We start from the raw sequence: 23,327 nt of genomic DNA on the forward strand, positions 1-23,327 counted from the left end.
GGGGCCAGCTGGCACCGCGCCTCCTGTCCGTCAGGCTGGAACGTCTACGCGACGCGGCGGCTGACCGTGTCGGCCAGCGCGACGAGCTGCTCGCGCGCCGACGGCGTGAGCGGAGCCGCCTCGATGGCGGCCTTCGCGCGCTGCACGTGCCGGTCGATCGACCGCTCGACGGCCGCGACCGCACCGGACTCGGTGAGCGTGGCGCGGAGCATCTGCACCTGCGCCTCGTCCAGGTCCGGGTCGCCGAGGAGCTCGTCGAGCAGCTGGCGCGGACCACCGGGGAGCGCCTTGCGGGCCGAGGCGATGAGGACGGTGCGCTTGCCCTCGCGCAGGTCGTCGCCGGCGGGCTTGCCCGTGACCTCGGGGTCGCCGAAGACGCCGAGCATGTCGTCGCGGAGCTGGTAGGCGACGCCGAGGGGGAGTCCGAACGCCCGGAGCCCCTCGAGCTGCGCGTCCGACGCCCCCGCGACGAGGGCGCCGATGACGAGCGGTGCCTCGATCGAGTACTTCGCCGACTTGAAGACGATGACGCGCTGCGCACGCACGAGGTGCTCGTCCTCGTCGATGGTCGGCCAGGCCGTCTCTTCGTGCACGTCGAGGTACTGGCCCGCCGTGACGTCGAGGCGCATGGTGTGGAACTCCTGCCGGACGATCCGACCACGAGCGGGGTCGAGCAGGGCGAGGCCCTCGTCGAAGACGGCGTCGCTCAGGGAGAGCAGGAGGTCGCCGAGCAGCAGTGCGGAGTTCGTGCCGTACAGCGCGCGGTCACCGACCCAGCCGGACTCCTCGTGCAGGGACTCGAACCGGCGGTGCGCCGCCGGACGCCCGCGACGGGTGTCCGAGCGGTCCATGATGTCGTCGTGCACGAGGGCCGCCGCGTGGAAGATCTCGAGCGCCGCCGCGACCGTGACGATCGCCTCGGCCGTGGTCTGTCGCGACCCCTCGCCGAGCGGGTCGAACGAGCCCGATCGTCCCGCCACGGACTGCCATCCCCAGTAGCAGAACAGGGCCCGGAACCGCTTGCCTTCGGACAGCAGATCGCGCGCGTACCGGTCGAACGGAGCGAGGTCCGGACTGATCGCTGCGAGCCGTTCCCGTTGGTCGTCCAGCGCTCGATCGATCCGCGCCGACACGAGGTCCACTAATCGCGTACTCTCAGCCACACTCCCTACCCTAGTGGAGCGGTCGAGTCGTAGACTCGGTCCACCTCAACCACGCGTCGATCCCAGGAACAGAGGGAACACAGATGCCACTCTCGGAGCAAGAGCAGCGACTCCTCGAAGAGATGGAGCGGAGCCTCTACCAGAATGACTCCGACTTCGTCGCGCGCGTCACGCGTCGCCAGGGTCGTCCGACCTACACGTCGATCACGCTCGGGGTGCTCGGCGCCCTCGCGGGTGTCGCGATCGTCATCGTCGGGTTGGTCATGCGCCAGCCGCTCATCGGGATCCTCGGCTTCGTCGTGATGTTGGCCGGAGTCCTCTTCGCGCTGCGTCCCGGCATGCGAGCGCCCAAGGCGAAGACGCCTCGGGCCGGCAAGCCGTCGTCGGGCGGGTCCGCTCGGCCGAGCCAGGGTGGCGGCGGGTCCTTCATGGACCGCATGAACGAGCGCTGGGACAAGCGGAACGACAACCAGGGCTAGCCGCCCTCCACACTCCTCCACGGGGTCGGTCCTTCGGGACCGACCCCGTTGTCGTGCCCCCGGGCGCCCCGCGCCCGCGAGTCCGTGCCCCGTCCTGCGCCTCCGCGCCCCGCGCCCCGTCCCGCGCCTCGCGCCCCGCGAGCGGGCGAAATACGTCCCGCTCGGCGGCCCTGAGCGGCCGAATCCGCCCGCTCGGCGGGCAACGCGCGGCGTGTCCTGCCCGCTCGGCGGGTGATCGTGCGCGGCTGTCGGACGGGAGGTGCGGGTCGGCCTCGCACCGCGCCTCCCGTCCCCGATGGGTGCAGCTGTACCCCGCGCTCCCGCGAGTGGGCGATGTCCGTCCCGCTCGGCGAGCTTGGGCGGCCGATTCCGCCCGCTCGCTGGGGAGCGCGCGGCGTGTCCGGCCCGCTCGGCGGGGAGCGCGCGGCGCGTCCTGCCCGCTCGGCGGGCAGTGCGCGGCGTGTCCTGCCCGCTCGGCGGGTGACCGTGCGCTGCTGTCGGACGGGAGGCGCGGGTCGGCCCCGCACCGCGCCTCCCGGCCCCGACGGGTGCTGCTGTACCCCGCTCTCCCGCGAGCGGGCGATGTCCGTCCCGCTCGGCGAGCCTGGGCGGCCGATTCCGCCCGCTCGGCAGCGAGCGCGCGGCGTGTTCCGCCCGCTCGGGAACTGGGCAGCCCGCGCGTGAGGTCGAGCGCGAGCGGACCGGTCGTCGGGCGGGCTGGTCTCGCAAAGTGACGGCGGGGCGGGCATGCGCGCGCCGGCGCGCGGGCCCTGGTCGCGAGAAGTGTCGCCGGGAGCGGCCGGCGGCGGCACGTCGTGCGACCCGGGCGATCGACGGACGGCGCGTCGTGCGAGCCGGGCGATCGACGGCCGGCACATTGTGCGACCCGGGCGATCGACGGCCGGCGGCGGCAGATCGTGCGACCCGGGCGATCGACGGACGGCGCGTCGTACGACCAGCGCGGCGACGGAGTCGACCCGCCGCCCGGGTCCCGCCGTCCTGGCTGCGGCGACCGCCCGCCGGGACGGCCCTGCCGGGGCGCCTCGGCACGCCGCCGTCGTGCGCACGGAGCTGCGAAAGTCCTCCACTTCCCTCCACACGCTCCACTCCGCTCCACAGCCCCGCCGTTCCGCGGCAGTACAGGCCGGAATCGCCCGATCGACGACGAGATCCGCCCCCAGAACAGGGCTGACGGGCGACTTCGGGAATGAAATCCGCCCCGTGGGGAGGGGAGTGGAGTAAAGTGGGGCACACAACGGTCCGGTGGAGCGGAGGGGAGGCCCGACGTGCTGCTCGGTACCCATGCCCCGAAGCTCGACGAGAAGGGTCGCGTGATCCTCCCCGCCAAGTTCCGGGACGAACTGTCCGGGGGTCTCGTGATGACCCGCGGGCAGGAGCGCTGCGTCGTCGTCTTCAGCGCGGACACGTTCGAGCAACTGCACGAGCGGATCCGCACCGCACCGATGACCTCGAAGCGCACCCGGGACTACATGCGCCTGTTCCTCTCCGGAGCGAGCGCGGAACAGCCCGACAAGCAGAACCGCGTCACCATCCCGCAGAACCTCCGCGAGTACGCGGGGCTCGAGCGGGACCTGACGGTCATCGGCTCCGGTGACCGCGCCGAGATCTGGTCGACCCCCGCGTGGGAGGCCTACTACGCCGAAGTCGAAGAGGGCTTCGCCGACAACGACGAGGAGGTGATCCCGGGGATCTTCTGATCCGTGGATCGGGACTCCCAGCCGTGCATCCCTGACACCCCTTCCCCGGTGTCAGGTCGCATGGATGGGGATCCGGACCCGCGGCCCGGAGGACGAGGGGCTGCACATGGCCGAGGACGAGACCAACACACCGCGCTTCCCGCACACCCCGGTGATGCTCGAGCGCATCGTCGACCTCTTCACGCCCACGCTCGAGGGGCCGGGCAAGGTCGTGGTCGACGCGACGCTCGGCATGGGCGGCCACTCCGAGGGGCTCCTCGAGCGGTTCCCGGAGCTGACGCTCATCGGCCTCGACCGCGACACCGACGCGCTCGGCATCGCGGGCGACCGGCTCGCCCGGTTCGGTGACCGCGTCCGCCTGGTGCACACCGTCTACGACGGCATCGTCGAGGCGATCGAGGGCGAGGGCTTCGAGCACGTCGACGGCGTGCTGTTCGACCTCGGTGTCAGCTCGCTGCAGCTCGACCGTGCCGAGCGTGGCTTCGCGTACAGCCAGGACGCACCGCTCGACATGCGGATGGACCGGACCGAGGGGCAGACCGCGGCCGACGTCCTCGCCACCTACGACGAGGGCGAGCTGCGCCGGATCTTCCAGCGCTACGGCGAGGAGAAGCTCGCCGGACGCTACGCCCGCGCCATCGTCGAGCGACGCGCCAGCGCCCCGTTCGAGATGTCCGGGGACCTGGTCCAGGTCCTGCACGACGCGACCCCGGTGGCGATCCAGCGACAGGGACACCCGGCGAAGCGGGTGTTCCAGGCGCTCCGCATCGAGGTCAACGCCGAGCTGAGCGTCCTCGAGCGGGCGATCCCGGCGGCCCTGGACTCCATCGCGGTCGGCGGCCGGATCGTCGTCGAGTCGTACCAGTCGCTCGAGGACCGCATCGTCAAGCGGGCACTCACCGCACGGACGAAGTCGAGCGCACCCGCCGGCCTGCCGGTCGAACTGCCCGAGCACCGGCCGACGTACGAACTGGTCGTCAAGGGCGCCGAGCTGGCCGACGAGGCCGAACGCGCCGCCAACCCACGAGCAACCCCCGTGCGCCTGCGCGCGGCCGAGCGGATCCGGAAGTGACATGAGCACGAACCTCGCACTCGTCGACCCCGCCGTCGTCCCGTCCCGCGCCCCGCGTCCGACGCGACAGAACCGGCCGGAGCTCGTCGAGGTCACCCCGTCCAAGGCCCAGCGCCGGGCACGCCCCCGCATCGCCTACGCCGTGGTGGCGGTGGTCGCCCTCGGCATCCTGCTCCTCGCGCAGCTCGGGATCAGCATGGTGCTGAGCCAGGGCGCGTACACGCTCAACTCCCTGAGCGCCGAGCAGACGAACCTGTCCCGCACCCAGCAGTCGCTGTCCGAGGAGCTGCGGGTGCTCGACTCGCCGCAGAACCTCGCCCGCAACGCCCAGGCGCTCGGGATGATCGCGAACTCGACGCCGGTGTACCTCGACCCGAAGACCGGTCGTGTCTACGGCACGCCGACCCCGGCGGTCGCCGACCCGGCCACCGCGGCGACGTCGAACCAGGTGCCGAACTCGCTGCTCGCCGACGTGCCGCTGGCCGCGAAGCCGGGTGACACCTCGACGAGCAAGGAGAGCGGGGCCAGCTCGACGAACACGGACAGCGGAGCCGGCTCGACGAGCAAGGACGCTGGCACCACCACGGACAGCACCGCCGCCGACGCTGGGAAGACCACAGGCGCCAGCGCGTCGGCCGGGGCTTCGTCCACCGCCGACGTAGAGTCCGACCCGAACCAGCTCCAGGCCCCCTCCACCCGGTGACCTGCGGGTCGGGACAGCCTGCCGCACCACCCGGGAAGGACCGCACCGCGTGACGAAGACGATCCGCAACCGTCGACTGCGCTACAGCGTCGTGATGATCGCCGTGATCGCCCTCGTGGCGGTCTTCGTGGTCCGCCTCGTCGACATCCAGGTGGTCCAGGCCGCCTCGCTCAACGAGCTGTCGAAGGAGAAGCGGAGCATCCCGGTCACGATCTACGGGACCCGCGGGTCGATCGTCGACCGCAACGGGACCGAGCTCGCCGACAGCGTCACCCGCTACAACATCACGACGGCCCCGCGCCTGGTGAAGAAGTTCGAGGGCAAGCTCGGCGGGACCCGCGTGAAGGACGTCACGGTCGACCAAGCGCTCACCGCGCTGGCGAAGGCCTCGGGCGGCGACGTGGCGACCATGCAGAAGAGCATCGCGGCGAACCCGCGGTCCGACTTCGCCTACCTCGTCAAGGGCCTCGACGTGAAGCACTACGAGGCGGTGACCGCGCTCGGCATCCCGTGGATCTACAAGGAGCAGCAGGCGTCGCGGGTGTACCCGACGGCGGCCACGACGGGCAACATCACCGGTTTCATGGGCACCGACGGTGCACAGGCCGGGCTCGAGTACGCCTACGACAAGTGCCTGGCGGGGTCGAACGGCTCCGAGACCTACGAGCGTGGTTCCGACGGCGTCCAGCTCCCCGGGAGCACCGTGACGACCAAGGAGGCCAAGGACGGCGGCACGGTCGAGACCACGATCGACAGCGACCTGCAGTACATGGCCAACCAGACCATCGCGTCCGCCGCGAAGTCGCTGCAGGCCGAGTCCGCCACGGCGACGGTCACCAGCGTCAAGACGGGGGAGATCCTCGCGGTCGCGGACTACCCGACCGTCGACCCGAACGACGTCGACGCCACCACGGACAAGGGCGCGTTCGGATCGCGGGCGCTCACGGCGACGTACGAACCGGGCTCCACGATCAAGGCCGCGATCGCGGCGGCACTCATCGACCAGGGCAAGTCGAGCCCGACCGACCGAGCGGTCGTGCCGTACTCGCGCTCGTTCCCCTGGGGCGGGTCGATCCACGACTCCGAGTTCCACCAGACCGAGAACCTGACGCTCACGGGCATCCTGCAGAACTCGTCGAACGTCGGCATCACCGAGCTCGGTGAGCGCCTGACCGCCCAGCAGCGGTACGACTACATGAAGAAGTTCGGCCTGTTCGAGCCCGAGTCGGCGATCGACTACCCAGGGCAGCCGTCGATGGACTACGGCTCGAGCCCCCAGTGGGACCAGCAGACGAACATCAACTCGATGTTCGGGCAGGGCATCTCGACGACCGCGATCCAGGTCGCGAGCATCTTCCAGACCCTCGCGAACGACGGTGTCCGGATCCCGCTGCACTTCGTGAAGGGCTGCGAGACCGCCGACGGCACCATGATCGACGCGCCCGACGTGCAGCCGACGCGTGTCGTGTCCGCGAACGCCGCGACGCAGGTCACGGACATGCTGCAGAGCGTGGTCACGGGTGGCACCCTCGTCGGCATGAAGCCGATCTCCGGCTACAACATCGCCGCGAAGACGGGCACCGCCGAGGTGGCCGAGGGGTCCAAGGGCTACGGCGGACAGCGCATCACGTCGGTGGCCGGAATGGCACCCGCCGAGGACCCCCAGTATGTTGTCACGGTGACGTTCACGAAGCCGCAGACCAACAAGTGGTCCAGCGGAGCGGCTCCGGCGTTCCGAACTCTCATGTCCCAGGTGCTCGAGAAGTACCGAGTAGCCCCCTCCACGACGCCGGCGAAGACCTACCCGACCACGTGGTGAGGAAGAAGGAGCACTTGTCCGCACGGATCCCCCCGGTCCTCCGACCCGAACACCCGACCCCGAGGGCCGTGGCCGAACTCGCGAACGCGTTCGGTCTGCGTGTCGTCGGCTCGGTCGACGCCGTCGAGACGACCGGTGTCACCCTGAGCGCCGCCGAGGTGCAGCCGGGTGACCTCTTCGTCGGCGTGCACGGTGCGAACCGCCACGGCGCGGAGTTCTCAGCCGAGGCCGCCGAGCGCGGTGCGGTGGCCGTCCTGACCGACGACGCCGGCGTGGAGCACGCCCAGGCGGCCGGTCTCCCCGTGCTCGTCGTGGACGACCCCCGTGCGGCCCTCGGCGACGTCTCGGCGTGGGTCTACCGCACCCACCCGGACGAGGCCACCGACCTGCCGCAGCTGTTCGCCGTCACCGGCACGAACGGCAAGACGAGCACGTCCTACATCCTCGAGGGGATCCTCAAGCAGCTCGGTCTCGTCACCGGCCTGAGCTCGACCGCCGAGCGCCACATCGGCACCCTCAGCGTCACGAGCCGGCTCACCACGCCCGAGGCGAGCGAGATGCACGCGCTGCTCGCCCGGATGCGCGAGAGCGAGGTGCGCGCGGTCGCCGTCGAGGTGAGCGCCCAGGCCCTCAGCCGCCACCGCGTCGACGGCATCGTCTTCGACGTCGCGGCCTTCACGAACCTGTCGCACGACCACCTCGACGACTACGCCGACATGGAGGAGTACTACCAGGCGAAGCTCCCGCTGTTCCAGCCCGAGCACGCCCGCCGCGGCGTCGTCTCGCTGGACACCGACTGGGGCCACCGCGTGGTGCAGGACTCCCGCATCCCGGTCACGACCATCACGGTCCACCCCGACGTCGAGGCCGAGTGGCACGTCGACATCGTCGAGGCGCACGCCGCCTACACCGAGTTCCGCCTGACCGGACCCGAGGGGCGTGAGCTCACCACCCGTGTGCCGCTCATCGGGTGGCACATGGCTGCGAACGCAGCGCTCGCGATCGTGATGCTCGTCGAGGGCGGGTTCGAGCTCGGTGCCATCGCGCACGCGCTCGAGACGAACCACCGCCGCTACCCGGACGAGGACGAGCGCGAGCAGCGCGACGAGCCGACGAGCGCCATCGAGTGCTACCTGCCCGGCCGCACCGAGCGCGTCTCGGGCGATCGCGGTCCGAGCGTCTACGTCGACTTCGGGCACAGCCCCGACGCCTTCGAGAACACCCTCGCCGCGGTGCGCCAGTTCACCTCCGGCAAGGTCCTCATGCTCTTCGGCGCCGACGGCGACCGCGACACCACCAAGCGTCCCGACATGGCCCGCGTGGCCGCCGCGGGGTCGGACATCCTCGTGATCACCGACCACCACCCGCGCTTCGAGGACGCCGCGTCGATCCGGAAGACCCTCGTCGACGCCGCGCGCGAGGCGTTCCCGGACCACGAGATCCACGAGGTCAGCCCGCCCGAGGCCGCGATCCGCACCGCCGTGGGCCTCGTCGGCGACGGGGACTCGATCCTCTGGGCCGGCCCCGGCCACCAGGACTACCGCGACATCCAGGGCGTCCGCACCCCGTACTCGGCACGCGACGAGGCCCGCCAGGCCCTCCGCGAGGCCGGGTGGGAGCCGAACTCCGGTCCGGCCGAGGACGCACGATGATCGCCCTGACCCTCGCCGAGATCGCGACCGCGGTCGACGGCGAGCTGATCCCCGGTGCCCAGGCGACCGACGTCGCCGACCAGGGTGACCTGGTCGTCGAGGGCTCGGTCGAGACCGACTCCCGGCTCGTCGGACCCGGCAGCGTGTTCTTCGCGCTCCCGGGCGAGGTCACGGACGGCCGCCGCTTCGTCCCCGCCGCCACCGAGGCCGGCGCCGCGCTGATCGTCACGCCGGAGCGCGTCGACACCACCGCGCCGCAGATCGTGGTCACCGACGGCTACGCGGCCCTCGCGGCGCTGGCGCACGAGGTCGTCACACGCGTCCGGATGGCAACCGCCGACCGGGTCGACGCCGACGGTCGCCCGGCACCCCTGCGGGTCGTCGGCATCACCGGCTCGAACGGCAAGACGAGCACCAAGAACATGCTGCGCACGATCCTCGAGCAGCACGGTGCGACGATCGCGCCCCAGGGATCGTTCAACAACCACGTCGGCGCACCGATCTCGATGCTCCGCATCACCGAGGACACCCGGTACCTGGTCGTCGAGATGGGCGCGAGCGGCATCGGCCACATCGCCAAGCTCGTCTCGATCGCCGAGCCGGACGTCGGTGTCGTCCTCAAGGTGGGCCTCGCGCACGCCGGCGAGTTCGGCGGGATCGAGGCGACCCAGCGCGCCAAGTCCGAGATGGTCACCGACCTGCCGGCCAGCGCGACCGCGCTCCTCAACGTCGACGACGACCGCGTCGCGTCGATGCGCGACCTGACGGCGGCGACCGTCGTGGGCTTCGGCACGTCCGCGGATGCCGACTACCGCATCACCGGCATCGAGACGGACCGCAACGGCACCCGCTTCACGCTCACCGCGCCTCCCGTCCGCCAGGAAGGCGACCCGTCTGCGGACGGACAGCCAGGAGGGACGGACCACGTCGACGTGCGGCTCGCGATCCTGGGTGAGCACCACGCGATGAACGCGTCCGCCGCGCTCACGGTCGCCCACCTGTGGGGCGTGCCCCTCGCCGACGGCGCGGCCGCGCTCGCGTCGATGACGCGCGCCGAGCGCTGGCGCATGGAGCTCCTCCCCGGCGGCCCCGACGGGGTCACCGTGATCAACGACGCGTACAACGCGTCGCCCGACTCGACCGCCGCCGCGCTGCGGACGCTCGCCCAGATCGTCCGCCCGGGGGAGCGGACCGTCGCCGTGCTCGGCGAGATGGCCGAGCTCGGCGAGTTCTCGACGGAGGAGCACGACCGCATCGGCCGGCTCGTCGTCCGTCTGGGCATCGGTCAGCTCGTGGTCGTCGGCCGCGGCGCGATGCCCATCCACCAGGCCGCCACCCTCGAGGGATCGTGGGACGGCGAGTCCGTGTTCATCGAGGACGTCGACGACGCCGTCCACGCACTGCAGGAGATGCTCCGCCCCGGCGACGTCGTCCTCGTCAAGTCCTCGAAGTCCGCCGAACTGCGATTCCTCGGCGACCGCCTCGGAGGTGTCACCGAATGATCGCCCTCCTGATCGCCGGCGCCGTGTCGCTGGTGTTCACACTGCTGCTCACGCCGCTGTTCATCAAGCTGTTCCACCGCCTCGGCTGGGGACAGTTCATCCGCGACGACGGTCCGCAGTCGCACCACACCAAGCGCGGGACCGCGACCATGGGCGGCATCGTCCTGATCATCGGCGCGGTGCTCGGCTACTTCGTCGGGCACCTCGTCGGCCGCGACTCGATCACGCTGTCCGGGCTGCTCGTGCTGTTCCTCATGGTCGGCCTCGGGTTCGTCGGGTTCATCGACGACTTCCTCAAGGTCCGCCGCCAGCGCAGCCTCGGCCTCGGCGGGTGGGCGAAGGTGCTCGGTCAGGTCATCGTCGGCGTGATCTTCGCGACCGTCGCGCTCGTCGTCCCGTCCGGCAACGGCAAGCCGCCGGCGTCGACCATGGTCTCGGCCATCCGGGACATCCCGTGGCTGGACTTCATGGCGCTCGGCACCGTGATCGGTACCGTGCTGTTCCTCGCCTGGATCGTGCTGCTCACGGTCTCGACGTCGAACGGCGTGAACGTCGCGGACGGCCTCGACGGCCTCGCCACCGGGTCGAGCATCCTCGCGATCGGCTCGTACGTGATCATCGGCTTCTGGCAGTCGAACCAGATCTGCGGCGGTGCCCGGCTCGACTCGAACACCGAGCACGCCTGCTACACCGTGACCAACCCCCTCGACCTCGCGGTCGTGGCGGCGGCGGTCTGCGGCGGCCTGATCGGCTTCCTCTGGTACAACACGTCGCCGGCGCAGATCTTCCTCGGCGACACCGGGTCGCTCGGCCTCGGCGGCGCGCTGGCGGGTCTCGCGATCCTCAGCCGCACCGAGCTCCTGCTCGTCCTCATCGGCGGCCTCTTCTTCATCGTCACCGGCTCGGTCATCCTGCAGCGGGCGTACTTCAAGATCACCCACGGCAAGCGCATCTTCCGGATGAGTCCACTGCACCACCACTTCGAGTTGAAGGGGTGGGCCGAGGTGACCGTCGTCGTCCGGTTCTGGATCATCGCCGGACTCTGCGTCGCGGCCGGCGTCGGCCTGTTCTACCTGGAGTGGATCGCCCGTGTCGGCTGACCGCCTGGCATCGCTCGACAGCTGGTACGCCGAGGGCTGGAAGGGGCTCGACGTCGCGGTCCTCGGACTCGGTGCCACCGGGTTCTCGGTCGCCGACACCCTCGTCGAGCTCGGCAGCACCGTGACCGTCTACTCGTCGGACGCACCCGCGGACAGCGTCGAACTGCTCGACGTCATCGGTGCGCGCTTCGTGCAGGCGCCGCTGGACACCGTGCCCGCCGCGCTCGAGGCGCAGGCGCCGGACCTCGTCGTCGTGTCGCCGGGCCTGCCGCCGCACAACGCGACCGTGCAGTGGGCCGTGGCGAACAGCGTCGTCTGGGGCGACATCGAGCTCGCCTGGCGCGTCCGCGACAAGGTCGTGCGCGGTCCGATCGCCGCGCCGTGGGTGACCATCACCGGCACGAACGGCAAGACCACCACGACGCAGCTCACCACCGCGATGTTCGAGGCCGCCGGGCTGCGGGCCGTGTCCTGCGGCAACATCGGCGTGCCCGTCCTCGACGTCGTTCGGGACCCGGACGGCTTCGACGTCCTCGTGGTCGAGCTGTCCAGCCACCAGCTGCACTACATGCCGACCACCGGCGACGGCGCGGTGGTGCCCCTCGCGAGCACCTGCCTGAACATCGCCGACGACCACCTCGAGTGGCACGGCTCGGCCGAGGCCTACCGGGCCGCCAAGGCGAAGGTCTACGAGCGCACCGTGCTCGCCTGCGTCTACAACACCACCGACGACGCCACCCGGTACATGGTCGAGGAGGCCGACGTCGTCGAGGGGTGCCGTGCGGTCGGCTTCACCCCCGGCATCCCGGCTCCCGGTGACGTCGGCGTGGTCGAGGACGTCCTGTGCGATCGGGCCTTCACGGACGACCGACGCAACAGCGCGCTCGAGCTCGCGACCGTCGCCGACCTCGAGGCGGCCGGGCTCGCCAGCCCGCACATGACCATGAACGTGCTCGCCGCGGCCGCACTCGCCCGTGCGGCGTCGGTCGAGCCGGCCGCGATCCGTGCCGCCGTGCAGGGGTTCCGCGCCGACCACCACCGGACCGAGCACGTCGCCACCGCCGACGGCATCACGTGGGTGGACGACTCGAAGGCCACGAACCCGCACGCGGCGACGGCGTCACTGGCGTCGTTCGACACGGTCGTCTGGATCGTCGGGGGCCTGTTCAAGGGCGTCGACGTCGACGGACTCGTCGCGCGCTTCGGCCCCGACGTCCGTGCCGTCGTCGTGATCGGCACCGACCGGACCCCCGTGCTCGAGGCATTCGCGCGACACGCGCCCGGGGTGCCGGTGCTGCAGGTCGAGGCAGCGGACACTGATCAGGTCATGCCCGAGGCGGTCCGGCATGCCGCATCGGTCGCGAGACCGGGCGACACGGTCCTCCTCGCCCCGGCCGCGGCGTCGTTCGACCAGTTCGGCTCCTACGCGGACCGGGGGCGTCGATTCGCGGCGGCGGTCCACGAGCACCTGGGAGGAAACGCCGATGGCGACGACGGATCTTCCGAGCGGCAGTGAGACCGGGGCAGCCCCGAGCCGCCCGCACACCTCCGCCCGCCGCCACAACGGTGCGGTCGTCGCCGTCAAGAACGTCTTCGTCGCCGAGTCGAGCACCTTCTACACGATCCTCGGCGTGACGCTGTTCCTCGTCGTGTTCGGGGTCGTCATGGTGCTCTCGTCGTCGAGCGTGGAGCAGTACGCCGCGACGCACGACTTCTTCGGGGCCGCGTCCCGTCAGGGCCTCTACGCGGTGCTCGGCGTGCCGCTCATGCTCATCGCCTCCCGTCTGCCCGCGCGGTTCTGGCGGAAGTGGGCGATGTGGATCGTCGGGGTCGGCCTCGTCGTGCAGGCGCTCGTCGTCCTGACGCCGCTCGGGTACTCGATCCAGGGCAACCGGAACTGGATCCGCGTCGGGTCGTTCACCGCGCAGCCGTCCGAGATCCTGAAGCTCGCGCTCGTGCTCGGCATCGGCGCGATCATGTACGTCAAGCGCGAGAAGCTCGACGACTGGAAAGAGGTCTTCATCCCGATCGGCATCGCGTCGCTCGGGTCGATCGGCCTCGTCCTCGTCGGCGGTGACCAGGGCACCGCGATGATCATGCTCATCCTGGTGTTCGGTGCGCTCTACGTCGGGGGAGCCCGGGCGAAGCACCTGCTCGTCGGCGTGGTCGGCCTCGCCGTGCTGCTGCCGTTCGTCACGATGGCGTCGAGCTCCCGGTCGCACCGCATCAGCGCCTGGCTCTCCGGCTGCACGGACACGAGCCAGTACCAGGACCTCTGCTGGCAGCCGACCCACGGCATGTGGGCGCTTGCCTCCGGCGGCGTCTTCGGCGTCGGGCTCGGCAACTCCAAGGCGAAGTGGTCCTGGCTGCCGGAGGCGGACAACGACTACATCTTCGCGATCATCGGCGAGGAGCTCGGACTCGTCGGCGCCGTCGTCGTGCTCGCCCTCTTCGTCGTCCTGGCCGTCGGCATGATCAAGATCATCCGCCAGTCGAACGACCCCTTCGTGAAGACCGTCACCGGTGGCGTCCTCGCGTGGATCATCGGCCAGGCGCTCGTCAACATCGCCGTGGTCCTCGGCCTCCTGCCGGTCCTCGGCGTCCCCCTCCCACTCATCTCGGCCGGCGGCTCCGCGCTCATCATGACGCTCGTCGCCATCGGCGTCGTCCTGTCGTTCGCACGGGACCTCCCGGGCAAGAACGACCGCGCGAGCGCGTTCCCGGGCAAGAGCGACCGCACGAGCGCGCTCTCGGGTCCGAGCGGCCGCACCACCACGAACGGAACCCTCCGGTGAGCACCTACCTCTTCGCCGGCGGCGGTACCGCCGGTCACGTCAACCCCCTGCTCGCGGTCGCCGACCGTCTGACCGAACGCGAGCCCGACGCCGAGGTCCTCGTCCTCGGGACGGCCGAGGGGCTCGAGTCCCGCCTGGTCCCGATGCGCGGGTACGAGCTGCTGACGATCCCGCGCCTGCCGTTCCCGCGCAAGCCGAACGCCGCCGCGCTCCGCTTCCCCGGCGGGTTCCTCGGCGCGGTCCGTCGTGTCGAGCAGATCATCCGCGACCGCGGGGTCGACGTCGTCCTCGGCGTCGGCGGCTACGCGGCCGCGCCGGCGTACATCGCGGCGCGTCGCACCGGGACGCCGATCGTCGTGCACGAGCAGAACGCGAAGCCGGGGCTCGCGAACCGTCTCGCCGCCTTCCTCACCGACCACGTCGGCCTGACCTTCTCGAACACGCGGCTCCGCCACGGCCGGGTCGTCGGCATGCCGCTCCGCCGCGAGATCGAGTCGCTCGACCGTCGCGCCGTCCGCGCCGAGGGCCTCGCCGAGTTCGGCCTCGATCCGGCCCGTCCGGTCCTGCTCGTCACAGGCGGGTCCTCGGGCGCGCGCAGCATCAACCGCACGGTGAACCGCTCCGCCGCGACCATCGTCGGCGCCGGCTGGCAGGTCCTGCACGTCGTCGGCGGCAAGTCCGACATCGGTCCGAGCGACCTCGACGGCTACCACGTGCTGCCCTACTGCGACCGCATGGACCTGGCGTACGCCGCGAGCGACTTCGTGGTCTCGCGCGCCGGCGCCGGCATGGTCTGCGAGCTCACCGCCGTCGGGCTGCCGAGCGTCCTCGTGCCGTACCCTGTCGGCAACGGCGAGCAGCGGCACAACGCGAAGGACGTCGTGGACGCCGGGGGAGCGGTCCTCGTCGCGGACGCGGAATTCGACGAGGACTGGGTGACGTTCCAGCTCCTGAACATCCTGCAGGACCGGGCCCGCATCGCGGACATGACCGTCCGGGCCGGCAGCGTCGGGCACCGCGACGGCGCCGACCGGATGACCGACCTCGTCCTCGACGCGGGCCGGACACCGGCCAGCCGGACGCGGCCGAGCGGCACCAGCACCACGGAGGAACGATGACCATCAAGCCGGACCTGACGCAGCCGATCCCCGAGGACCTCGGCACCGTCCACTTCGTCGGCATCGGTGGCTCCGGCATGAGCGGCATCGCCCGGATGTTCCTCGCCGCCGGCCACCGCGTGACGGGCAGCGACTCCCGCGAGACCGCCACGACCCAGACGATGCGCGAGCTCGGCGCGGACGTGCACATCGGCCACGACGCCCGGAACGTCGGCGACGCGGACACCATCGTCGTGACCAGTGCCCTCTGGCCGGACAACCCCGAGCTGCTCGAGGCCCAGCGCCGCGGCATCCCGGTCCTGCACCGCTCGCAGGCCCTCGCCGCGCTCATCGCCGGCCAGCGCCTCGTCGCGGTCGCCGGTGCCCACGGCAAGACGACGTCGACGGGCATGATCGTCACCGCGATGGTCGAGCTGGGTCTGGACCCGAGCTTCGTCAACGGCGGGGTCATCCAGTCCCTCGGCACGAGCTCCGCTCCCGGGTCGAGCGACCTGTTCGTCGTCGAGGCCGACGAGTCCGACGGCTCGTTCCTGCTCTACGACGTCGCCGTCGCCCTCGTCACGAACGTCGACGCCGACCACCTCGACCACTACGGCAGCGAGGAGGCCTTCACCGAGGCGTTCGTCGAGTTCGCCGCGAAGGCGTCCGAGCGGGTCGTCATCTCGAGCGACGACGCCGGCGCCCAGGCCGTCACCGCCGGCATCCGCGCGCGCACCGACGCCCCCGAGGTCGTCACCTTCGGTGAGGCCGTCGACGCCGACGTCCGGATCGAGGGCATCACCGAGTCCGCCGGGGTCGAGGTCGACTTCCGCGCAGCGGGCGCATCGCACCACCTGACGCTCCGCGTGCCCGGGCGCCACAACGCGATCAACGCCGTCGGCGCGTTCGCCGTCCTGACCGGGCTCGGCGTCGCGGCCGCGGACGCGATCCGCGGGATCGAGGCCTTCGGTGGCACCCAGCGGCGCTTCGAACTGCACGGCGTGGAGCGCGGGGTGTCGGTCTACGACGACTACGCCCACCACCCGACCGAGGTCGCGGCCGCGCTCAGGGCGGCACGGAACGTCGTCGGCGACGGCCGGATCATCGCGATCCACCAGCCGCACCTGTACTCGCGGACCCGGATGATGGCCGGCGACTTCGCGAAGGTCTACGAGGAGCTCGCCGACCACACCGTCGTCCTCGACGTCTACGGCGCCCGCGAGGACCCGGAACCCGGCGTCACCGGCGCCCTCGTCCAGGAGCGCTTCGCCGACCAGTCGCGTGTCGAGTTCCTGCCGGACTGGGACGAGGCGTCCGCGCGCGCCGCCGCGGTCGCGCGGGACGGCGACATCATCATGACGCTGAGCTGCGGCGACGTGTACCGCATCATCCCGCAGGTGCTCAGTGCCCTCCACGACGACGGGGCGCAGTCCCGGTGAAGCGTCCAGAGGGGTTCGACGAGGGTCCGGCCCGCCCGGACGCACCTGCTGCGGGCGCGCGTGCGCCCCGGCAGCGCCGCACCCCGACGGCCCCGAGGCGTCCGTCCCGCGAGGTCGAGCCGGAGGTCCAGGAGGCGCGGCACGAGCCCGCCCCGACCGCGCCGGACGACGAGACGGCCGACCCCACCTCCACCGACTTGGCGACCGCCTCGGCGCGCGACCGTGCCGGAGCCCTCGCCGGCGCCGCGGGGCGGCGCCTCGGCGCCGGGCTGTCCTCGGTCGCCGGACGGCTGCGCGAGTACACGCCGGACGAGGACCACCACGATCCCGAGGCCGAGCGCCTCTCCAGGGAGCGGCAGGAGACCGAGCGCCGCGACGCCGAGCGGCTCGCCCACCTCACCGACCTGCACGGCTCCGACCCGAACGGCACCGAGCGGCGCGAGGGCGAGCGCCCGATCGGCGCCGGTGTCCGCGCGGCGGAGACCGCGCGCGAGGCCCGGGTCGCCAAGCGCCGCCGTCGCCTGCTCGAGCGGGCCGAGGTCCGTCGCTTCACCCGCCGCAGCCGCCACCGCCGTGCCGCGTGGATCACCGCGGCGAGCATCGTCCTGGTGTTCGGGGTCTCCATCCTCGTCGCGGTGTTCTCGCCCCTGATGGCCCTGCAGACGATCGAGGTGAAGGGCACGAACCGCGTCGACGCCACCGAGGTCCGCCAGGCGCTCTCCGACCAGATCGGCACCCCGCTGGCGCGGCTCGACTTCGACGCCATCAAGCGCGACATCGCCGGCTTCCCGCTCATCGAGAGCTACGTGACCGAGGAGGCCCCGCCGCACACCCTCGTCGTCACGGTCACCGAGCGCACGCCCGTCGTGGCGGTGCGGTCAGGGAAGTCCTTCGACCTCGTCGACCCCGCTGGCATCGTCGTGCAGTCCTCGCCGAAGCAGCCCGCGAACATGCCGCTCGCCGACATCGGGAAGGCGAAGCTCGGATCGAGCGAGTTCCGCACGATGACCGAGGTCGTCCTGGCGCTGCCGTCGACCGTGCGGTCGCAGGTGACGAGCGTGAAGGGCTCGACCGCCGACGACGTGACGCTCACCCTGCGCGACCGCTCGAGCGTCGTCTGGGGCAACCCCGAGCAGTCCGACGCCAAGGCGGCGCTCCTCGCGGCCCTCGTGAAGGACCACGCGGCCCGGAACCCCGGCACCGTGGTCGAGTACGACGTGAGCGCGCCCGACAACGGGATCATCCGCGCGAAGAAGTAGCGGAATCGCGCGACACGCGGCGTGGCGGCGCGACAGCCTGTGGACGGCACCCGTAGCGTCGATGCGAGCACCACATCTACCAGCATTGCCCCTGAACTTCAAGTAGAGGTTGAGGGTTCAACCGGAGGCCTGACTGACGTGACCACGAACCACAACTACCTCGCCGTCATCAAGGTCGTCGGTGTCGGCGGCGGCGGCGTCAACGCCGTCAACCGGATGATCGAGCTCGGCCTCCGTGGCGTCGAGTTCATCGCGATCAACACCGACGCGCAGGCGCTGCTGCTCAGCGACGCCGACGTCAAGCTCGACGTCGGCCGCGAGATCACCCGCGGCCTCGGCGCCGGCGCGGACCCCGAGGTCGGCCGTCGCGCCGCCGAGGACCACGCCGAGGAGATCGAAGAGGCCCTCGCCGGTGCTGACATGGTGTTCGTGACCGCCGGTGAGGGTGGTGGGACCGGCACGGGTGGTGCGCCCGTCGTCGCCCGCATCGCCAAGTCCATCGGCGCCCTCACCATCGGTGTCGTCACGAAGCCGTTCAGCTTCGAGGGCAAGCGTCGTCAGTCCCAGGCCGAGAACGGCGTCGCCGGGCTCAAGGACGAGGTCGACACGCTCATCGTCGTGCCGAACGACCGCCTGCTCGAGATCAGCGACCGCGGCATCTCGATGGTCGAGGCCTTCGCCACCGCCGACCAGGTGCTCCTCGCCGGCGTGCAGGGCATCACCGACCTCATCACCACCCCGGGCCTGATCAACCTCGACTTCGCCGACGTCAAGTCGGTCATGCAGGGTGCCGGTTCGGCGCTCATGGGCATCGGGTCCTCGCGCGGCGCCGACCGGGCGATCAAGGCCGCCGAGCTGGCCGTCGCGAGCCCGCTGCTCGAAGCGTCGATCGACGGTGCCCACGGCGTCCTGCTCTCGATCCAGGGCGGCTCGAACCTCGGCATCTTCGAGATCAACGACGCGGCCCGTCTCGTGCAGGAGGCCGTGCACCCCGAGGCGAACATCATCTTCGGTGCCGTCATCGACGACACCCTCGGTGACGAGGTCCGCGTGACCGTCATCGCCGCCGGCTTCGACGGTGGCGAGCCGACCTCGCAGCTCAAGGAGCGTCGCTCCAGCTGGGTCGACCCCGACGCCGGTGCGACCGTGCCCGTGGCGTCCGCCGGTGCCAGCGGTGCGATCGAGGACTCGTCCTCGTCCGCTCCGTCGTGGGCGTCGCAGGAGCACGAGGCGCCCGCGCAGCGTGCCGCCGACCCCGCGTTCGACGACGACGACGACGAGCTCGACGTCCCCGACTTCCTGAAGTAAGTCCTCCTTGGCAGCCGAACCGCGCCTCCCATCCGCCACGTCACCAGACGACGGACCGGAGGCGCGTCTCGCGTCCGTCAGGAGCGGCATCGCCGACGCGGCGCGCGCCGCAGGGCGCTCGGCCGACGAGCTCACGCTCATCGTGGTCACGAAGTTCCACCCGGCGTCCCTCGTCCGCGAGCTCGCCGCGCTCGGCGTCACCGACGTGGGGGAGAACCGCCACCAGGAGGCGCAGGCCAAGGCCGCGGAGCTCGCCGACCTCGACCTGACCTGGCACTTCATCGGCCAGCTGCAGTCGAAGAAGGCCCGGCAGGTCCGGCGGTACGCGCACGTCGTGCAGTCGCTCGACCGCGACTCGGTCGTGGACGCGTTCGCCCCGACCGAGGCCGAGCCGGAGCCGCCGGTCATCGACGGATTCGTGCAGGTGAACCTGACCGACGACCCGGACCGTGGCGGTGTCCGACCGGACGCCGTCGAAGCGATGGTCGAGCGGGTCCTCGCGACCGGGACGATCCGGCTGCGGGGCGTGATGGCGGTCGCACCGCTCGACGAGGAGCCCCGCGCGGCGTTCGCCCGGCTCCGCGGCGTGTCCGAGCGCGTGGTGTCGGTCGTGCCGACGGCGACGGACATCTCGGCGGGGATGAGCGGCGACTACGCCGACGCCGTGCTCGAGGGCGCGACACACCTGCGGATCGGGTCCGCAATCACGGGAAATCGGCCGGTCGCGCCCTAGCCTCGTTGCAAGGGCATCCACGAGCACCGACCTCCGGAGGAACCATGGCCAACCCGCTGAAGAAGACGATGGTCTACCTGGGCCTCGCCGACGAGGAACTCGAGTACGAGGACGAGCCGCAGCAGCAGACCGCGCGCCAGCAGTCCGCTCCGGCTCCCGCCCCCGCGGCCGTGCAGGTCGCCGACGAGACCCCCGCGCCCGCCGCGGCACCGGTGGCGCCCGTCGCTGCCGAGCCCAAGGCGCACACCCACCAGCGCGGCGCACAGGTCACCCCGCTCCGCCGCTCGCACACGTCCGCACAGAAGGCAGCACCGGTCCAGGAAATGAACGAGATCCTCACCGTCCACCCGCGCGAGTACAAGGACGCCCAGTCCATCGCCGAGAGCTTCCGTGACGGCATCCCCGTCATCATCAACCTCTCGCAGATGACCGAGGCCGACGCCCGCCGCATGATCGACTTCGCCTCGGGGCTGTCGCTCGGCCTCTACGGCAAGATCGAGCGCGTCACGAACAAGGTCTTCCTGCTCTCGCCGGCCCACGTCGCGGTGAGCGGTGAGGCGCCTGAGGTAGAGTCCGACATCGAGGCGTCCTTCTTCGCCCAGTCCTGAGTCCCTCAGGCCCACCCGCCCCGTGCAGGTCGTCGCGTGACGATCCGCACCCGAGCTGAGCGAGCCCCATCGTGACCGCGATCCTCACGATCCTGTACTACCTCCTCCTGCTGTACATCCTCGTGCTGTGGGGGCGGTTCGTCCTCGACATCGTCCAGCAGTTCAACCGGTCCTGGCGGCCGCGCGGAGGACTCCTCGTCGTCGCCGACGTGGTCTACACCGTGACGGACCCGCCGATCCGGGCGGTCCGACGGGTGCTCCCGCCGATGCGCATGGGGCCCGTGGCCCTCGACTTCGGCTGGACGATCGTGCTCCTGGTGGCGATCATCCTGCGGTTCGTGATCGCCCTGCTCATCCCCGTGTTCGCCAACTAGGGGGACACGACACGCGCCACGCCCAGGGTGCGGTCACGGTTCACGGCCACCGTCGGTGTACGGTGGTCGGGACCGATGCTCGCCCCGGCGTGGCATCCGCACCGTTCGGTGTGACTGGTAGATTCGGTCGCACCGGTTCGGTTCCACACGTTCAGCAGTTCTATTGAGGTGACGGCAATGGCTTTGACGCCGGAAGACGTAGTCAACAAGCGGTTCCAGCCGACGAAGTTCCGCGAGGGCTACGACCAGGACGAGGTCGACGACTTCCTCGACGAGGTCGTGGTCGAGCTCCGTCGCCTGACGGCCGAGAACGACGAGCTCCGCCAGCGTCTGCAGGCGGCCGAGTCGGCGCCGAAGCCGGCCGAGGCCGAGCAGTCCGCCCCGACCCCCGAGCCCGAGCCGGAACCCGCCCCCGTGGCAGCCGCTCCGGAGCCGGCTCCGGTCGCCGCCGCCGCGCCGGCCACCACGGTCCCGGCAGACGAGGACACCGAGGGCACCACGAACCTCCTGACCCTCGCGCGTCGTCTCCACGAGGAGCACGTCCGCGAAGGCGTCGAGAAGCGTGATGCGCTCATCGCCGAGGGCACCGCCCAGGCCGCTCGTCTCGTCTCCGAGGCCGAGGCCAAGCAGCGCCAGATCATCGCCGACACCGAGAACACGAACCGTCAGCGTGTCGCGGTGCTCGAGCAGGAGCAGCGCCAGCTCGAGGGCAAGATCGACGAGCTCCGCACGTTCGAGCGCGACTACCGCGCACAGCTCAAGAGCTACATCCAGGGTCAGCTCGCTGAGCTGGACGGCTCGGGCACCGAGCAGTCCGGTCTCACCCCGGCGCCGGCATCGGCGCAGGGCTTCGGCAACTGACGTTGTCGCGACCAGCATCACGAGCGAAGGTCAGTGTCCGCGCGATCGCGGCACTGGCCTTCGCCGCTGTCGTCGTGGTGGCGCTCGACCAGGGCGTGAAGGCGCTCGTCGTCCAGAACCTGCCGTACGGCACGCCGGTCCCGGTCCTCGGGAACTTCCTGCAGCTGCTCTACGTCCGGAACCCCGGTGCCGCGTTCTCGTTCGCGGTGAACATGACCTGGGTGTTCTCGATCGTCTCCACCGCCGTCGTCGTCGCGATCATCCTGTTCGCCCGACGCATCCGCTCGATGTGGTGGGCGCTCGTGCTCGGCATGCTCCTGGGCGGGGCGCTCGGCAACCTGCTCGACCGGCTCTTCCGTGAGCCCGGCTTCGGCCGCGGCCACGTGGTGGACTTCATCTCGACGCCGTGGATGATGCCGGCGATCTACAACATCGCCGACTCGTTCATCTGCATCAGCATGGTGATCTTCGTCCTGCTGGTGATCCTCGGCGTGAACCTCGACGGCTCGCGCGCCCTCTCCGCGAAGCAGCAGCGCGCGGCGGACGCCGCCCGCGCGCAGTCGGACGCCTCCGAGGCGGACGAGCACCGCGCCTCCCGGCCCCTGGTCGACGACCCGCGCGCGCCGCGTGACGGGCGGGACACCCTCGGGCACGACGCGACGTGACCGAGAGCCGTTCCCTGCCGGTCCCGGACGGGCTCGCCGGTGAGCGCGTCGACGCCGCCATCGCGAAGTTGCTCGGGTTCAGCCGCTCCTTCGCGGCCGAGGTCGTCGCAGCCGGTGGCGTGACCGTCGACGGCGTGACCGTGGACAAGTCCGACCGGTTGCACGCCGATTCGTGGCTGCAGGTCGAATGGACGCCGAAGGAAGCCCCCCGGATCATCCCGGTCGAGGTCCCCGGCATGACGGTCGTGCACGACGACGACGACATCGTCGTGGTCGACAAGCCGATCGGCGTCGCGGCACACCCCTCGCCCGGCTGGGACGGTCCGACCGTGCCCGGGGGCCTCGCCGCCGCCGGCTTCACGATCGCGACCTCCGGTGCCGCCGAGCGTGCGGGCATCGTGCACCGCCTCGACGTCGGCACCTCGGGACTCATGGTCGTCGCGAAGACCGAGCTCGCGTACACGCACCTCAAGCGCGCGTTCAAGGAGCGCACGGTCGACAAGGTCTACCACGCGCTCGCGCAGGGCCACCCGGACCCGACCTCCGGCACGATCGACGCCCCGATCGGACGGCACCCCTCGAGTGACTGGAAGTTCGCGGTCACGGCCGACGGCAAGCCGAGCGTGACGCACTACGAGACGCTCGAGGCGTTCCGGTCGGCGACGTTGCTCGAGGTGCACCTCGAGACCGGCCGCACGCACCAGATCCGGGTGCACATGGCGGCGACGCGGCATCCGCTCGTGGGCGACACGATGTACGGGGCCGACCCGGTGCTCGCGAACGAGCTCGGGCTGACCCGGCAGTGGCTCGACGCCGTCCGCCTCGGGTTCGAGCACCCGCGCACGGGGGAGTGGGTGTCGTACTCGGCGGAGTACCCCGACGACCTGCAGCTGGCGCTCGACCGCATCCGCTCCGCGTAGGCGCGCGGCGCGGCCCGCGCGGCCCGGCCCCGCGCGGGCCCGTCCCGCGCGGCCCCGTCC

21 protein-coding genes are annotated in these 23,327 nt (G+C 71.3%); 20 read left to right on the forward strand and 1 reads right to left on the reverse strand.

Going from position 1 to position 23,327, the window contains the following annotated elements:
* Window positions 1-44: 44 nt before the first annotated feature.
* Window positions 45-1,163, reverse strand: a complete 1,119-nt coding sequence (locus ACNQOV_RS16370; protein ID WP_416395855.1) for a polyprenyl synthetase family protein — start codon at window positions 1,161-1,163, stop codon at window positions 45-47.
* Between the two features lie 83 nt (window positions 1,164-1,246).
* Between ACNQOV_RS16370 and ACNQOV_RS16375 the strand changes: the two genes are divergently transcribed.
* The 20 genes from ACNQOV_RS16375 (at window position 1,247) to ACNQOV_RS16470 (ending at window position 23,267) form a co-directional block, all read left to right on the forward strand.
* The gene (locus ACNQOV_RS16375) at window positions 1,247-1,642 is read left to right on the forward strand and encodes a DUF3040 domain-containing protein (RefSeq protein WP_022906683.1); all 396 of its coding nucleotides are present in this window, start codon (window positions 1,247-1,249) and stop codon (window positions 1,640-1,642) included.
* A 1,286-nt stretch (window positions 1,643-2,928) separates the two neighbouring features.
* Window positions 2,929-3,360 carry a division/cell wall cluster transcriptional repressor MraZ gene (gene mraZ, locus ACNQOV_RS16380; RefSeq protein WP_022906684.1) on the forward strand — a complete coding sequence of 144 codons (432 nt, stop codon included), beginning with the start codon at window positions 2,929-2,931 and terminating at the stop codon, window positions 3,358-3,360.
* A gap of 64 nt (window positions 3,361-3,424) precedes the next feature.
* Complete coding sequence (gene rsmH / locus ACNQOV_RS16385; protein WP_416395858.1) at window positions 3,425-4,432, forward strand: 16S rRNA (cytosine(1402)-N(4))-methyltransferase RsmH; 1,008 nt, start codon at window positions 3,425-3,427, stop codon at window positions 4,430-4,432.
* Between the two features lies 1 nt (window position 4,433).
* On the forward strand, window positions 4,434-5,135 hold the full coding sequence (locus ACNQOV_RS16390) for a hypothetical protein (protein WP_416395860.1): 702 nt from the start codon (window positions 4,434-4,436) through the stop codon (window positions 5,133-5,135).
* Between the two features lie 49 nt (window positions 5,136-5,184).
* Window positions 5,185-6,954 (forward strand): peptidoglycan D,D-transpeptidase FtsI family protein, encoded by a 1,770-nt coding sequence (locus ACNQOV_RS16395; RefSeq protein WP_416395862.1) that lies wholly within the window; start codon window positions 5,185-5,187, stop codon window positions 6,952-6,954.
* A gap of 14 nt (window positions 6,955-6,968) precedes the next feature.
* On the forward strand, window positions 6,969-8,606 hold the full coding sequence (locus ACNQOV_RS16400) for a Mur ligase family protein (protein WP_416395864.1): 1,638 nt from the start codon (window positions 6,969-6,971) through the stop codon (window positions 8,604-8,606).
* Window positions 8,603-10,108: a UDP-N-acetylmuramoyl-tripeptide--D-alanyl-D-alanine ligase gene (locus ACNQOV_RS16405; RefSeq protein ID WP_416395866.1), complete on the forward strand. Its 1,506-nt coding sequence runs from the start codon at window positions 8,603-8,605 to the stop codon at window positions 10,106-10,108. Before ACNQOV_RS16400 ends, ACNQOV_RS16405 begins: the two co-directional genes overlap by 4 nt.
* The gene (gene mraY / locus ACNQOV_RS16410) at window positions 10,105-11,208 is read left to right on the forward strand and encodes a phospho-N-acetylmuramoyl-pentapeptide-transferase (protein WP_022906691.1); all 1,104 of its coding nucleotides are present in this window, start codon (window positions 10,105-10,107) and stop codon (window positions 11,206-11,208) included. Before ACNQOV_RS16405 ends, mraY begins: the two co-directional genes overlap by 4 nt.
* The gene (gene murD, locus ACNQOV_RS16415) at window positions 11,198-12,724 is read left to right on the forward strand and encodes a UDP-N-acetylmuramoyl-L-alanine--D-glutamate ligase (RefSeq protein ID WP_416395868.1); all 1,527 of its coding nucleotides are present in this window, start codon (window positions 11,198-11,200) and stop codon (window positions 12,722-12,724) included. Before mraY ends, murD begins: the two co-directional genes overlap by 11 nt.
* Window positions 12,693-14,003: a putative lipid II flippase FtsW gene (gene ftsW, locus ACNQOV_RS16420; RefSeq protein ID WP_416395870.1), complete on the forward strand. Its 1,311-nt coding sequence runs from the start codon at window positions 12,693-12,695 to the stop codon at window positions 14,001-14,003. The genes murD and ftsW overlap by 32 nt, the downstream gene beginning before the upstream one ends.
* Entirely contained in the window at window positions 14,000-15,121 is a 1,122-nt protein-coding gene (gene murG, locus ACNQOV_RS16425; RefSeq protein WP_402262099.1) for an undecaprenyldiphospho-muramoylpentapeptide beta-N-acetylglucosaminyltransferase, read from the forward strand. Before ftsW ends, murG begins: the two co-directional genes overlap by 4 nt.
* Window positions 15,118-16,539 (forward strand): UDP-N-acetylmuramate--L-alanine ligase, encoded by a 1,422-nt coding sequence (murC, locus tag ACNQOV_RS16430; protein WP_402262102.1) that lies wholly within the window; start codon window positions 15,118-15,120, stop codon window positions 16,537-16,539. The genes murG and murC overlap by 4 nt, the downstream gene beginning before the upstream one ends.
* The gene (locus ACNQOV_RS16435) at window positions 16,536-17,798 is read left to right on the forward strand and encodes an FtsQ-type POTRA domain-containing protein (protein WP_416395873.1); all 1,263 of its coding nucleotides are present in this window, start codon (window positions 16,536-16,538) and stop codon (window positions 17,796-17,798) included. Before murC ends, ACNQOV_RS16435 begins: the two co-directional genes overlap by 4 nt.
* A 138-nt stretch (window positions 17,799-17,936) precedes the next feature.
* On the forward strand, window positions 17,937-19,106 hold the full coding sequence (ftsZ, locus tag ACNQOV_RS16440) for a cell division protein FtsZ (protein WP_022905410.1): 1,170 nt from the start codon (window positions 17,937-17,939) through the stop codon (window positions 19,104-19,106).
* A 7-nt stretch (window positions 19,107-19,113) separates the two neighbouring features.
* Window positions 19,114-19,839 carry a YggS family pyridoxal phosphate-dependent enzyme gene (locus ACNQOV_RS16445; RefSeq protein WP_416395875.1) on the forward strand — a complete coding sequence of 242 codons (726 nt, stop codon included), beginning with the start codon at window positions 19,114-19,116 and terminating at the stop codon, window positions 19,837-19,839.
* 44 nt (window positions 19,840-19,883) lie between these two features.
* Window positions 19,884-20,447 (forward strand): cell division protein SepF, encoded by a 564-nt coding sequence (locus ACNQOV_RS16450; protein ID WP_416395877.1) that lies wholly within the window; start codon window positions 19,884-19,886, stop codon window positions 20,445-20,447.
* Window positions 20,448-20,518: 71 nt separating this feature from the next.
* Window positions 20,519-20,821 (forward strand): YggT family protein, encoded by a 303-nt coding sequence (locus ACNQOV_RS16455; RefSeq protein WP_402262115.1) that lies wholly within the window; start codon window positions 20,519-20,521, stop codon window positions 20,819-20,821.
* 177 nt (window positions 20,822-20,998) lie between these two features.
* Window positions 20,999-21,682, forward strand: a complete 684-nt coding sequence (locus ACNQOV_RS16460) for a DivIVA domain-containing protein (protein ID WP_402262118.1) — start codon at window positions 20,999-21,001, stop codon at window positions 21,680-21,682.
* Window positions 21,683-21,684: 2 nt separating this feature from the next.
* Window positions 21,685-22,347, forward strand: coding sequence for a signal peptidase II (gene lspA / locus ACNQOV_RS16465; RefSeq protein ID WP_416395880.1), 663 nt, complete (start codon window positions 21,685-21,687; stop codon window positions 22,345-22,347).
* Window positions 22,344-23,267 (forward strand): RluA family pseudouridine synthase, encoded by a 924-nt coding sequence (locus ACNQOV_RS16470; protein ID WP_416395882.1) that lies wholly within the window; start codon window positions 22,344-22,346, stop codon window positions 23,265-23,267. The genes lspA and ACNQOV_RS16470 overlap by 4 nt, the downstream gene beginning before the upstream one ends.
* Window positions 23,268-23,327: the final 60 nt, after the last annotated feature.

Source organism: Curtobacterium sp. LFS084 (assembly GCF_047977705.1).
Classification (GTDB): Bacteria; Actinomycetota; Actinomycetes; order Actinomycetales; family Microbacteriaceae; genus Curtobacterium.

Excerpts from the sequence above, each read along its gene's own strand:
- ACNQOV_RS16450 (WP_416395877.1), top strand. The coding sequence starts at position 19,884 with ATGGCCAACCCGCTGAAGAAGACGATGGTCTACCTGGGCCTCGCCGAC.
- ACNQOV_RS16460 (WP_402262118.1), top strand. The coding sequence starts at position 20,999 with ATGGCTTTGACGCCGGAAGACGTAGTCAACAAGCGGTTCCAGCCGACG.
- ACNQOV_RS16375 (WP_022906683.1), top strand. The coding sequence starts at position 1,247 with ATGCCACTCTCGGAGCAAGAGCAGCGACTCCTCGAAGAGATGGAGCGG.
- murC (WP_402262102.1), top strand. The coding sequence starts at position 15,118 with ATGACCATCAAGCCGGACCTGACGCAGCCGATCCCCGAGGACCTCGGC.
- rsmH (WP_416395858.1), top strand. The coding sequence starts at position 3,425 with ATGGGGATCCGGACCCGCGGCCCGGAGGACGAGGGGCTGCACATGGCC.
- mraY (WP_022906691.1), top strand. The coding sequence starts at position 10,105 with ATGATCGCCCTCCTGATCGCCGGCGCCGTGTCGCTGGTGTTCACACTG.
- ACNQOV_RS16390 (WP_416395860.1), top strand. The coding sequence starts at position 4,434 with ATGAGCACGAACCTCGCACTCGTCGACCCCGCCGTCGTCCCGTCCCGC.
- ACNQOV_RS16405 (WP_416395866.1), top strand. The coding sequence starts at position 8,603 with ATGATCGCCCTGACCCTCGCCGAGATCGCGACCGCGGTCGACGGCGAG.
- ftsW (WP_416395870.1), top strand. The coding sequence starts at position 12,693 with ATGGCGACGACGGATCTTCCGAGCGGCAGTGAGACCGGGGCAGCCCCG.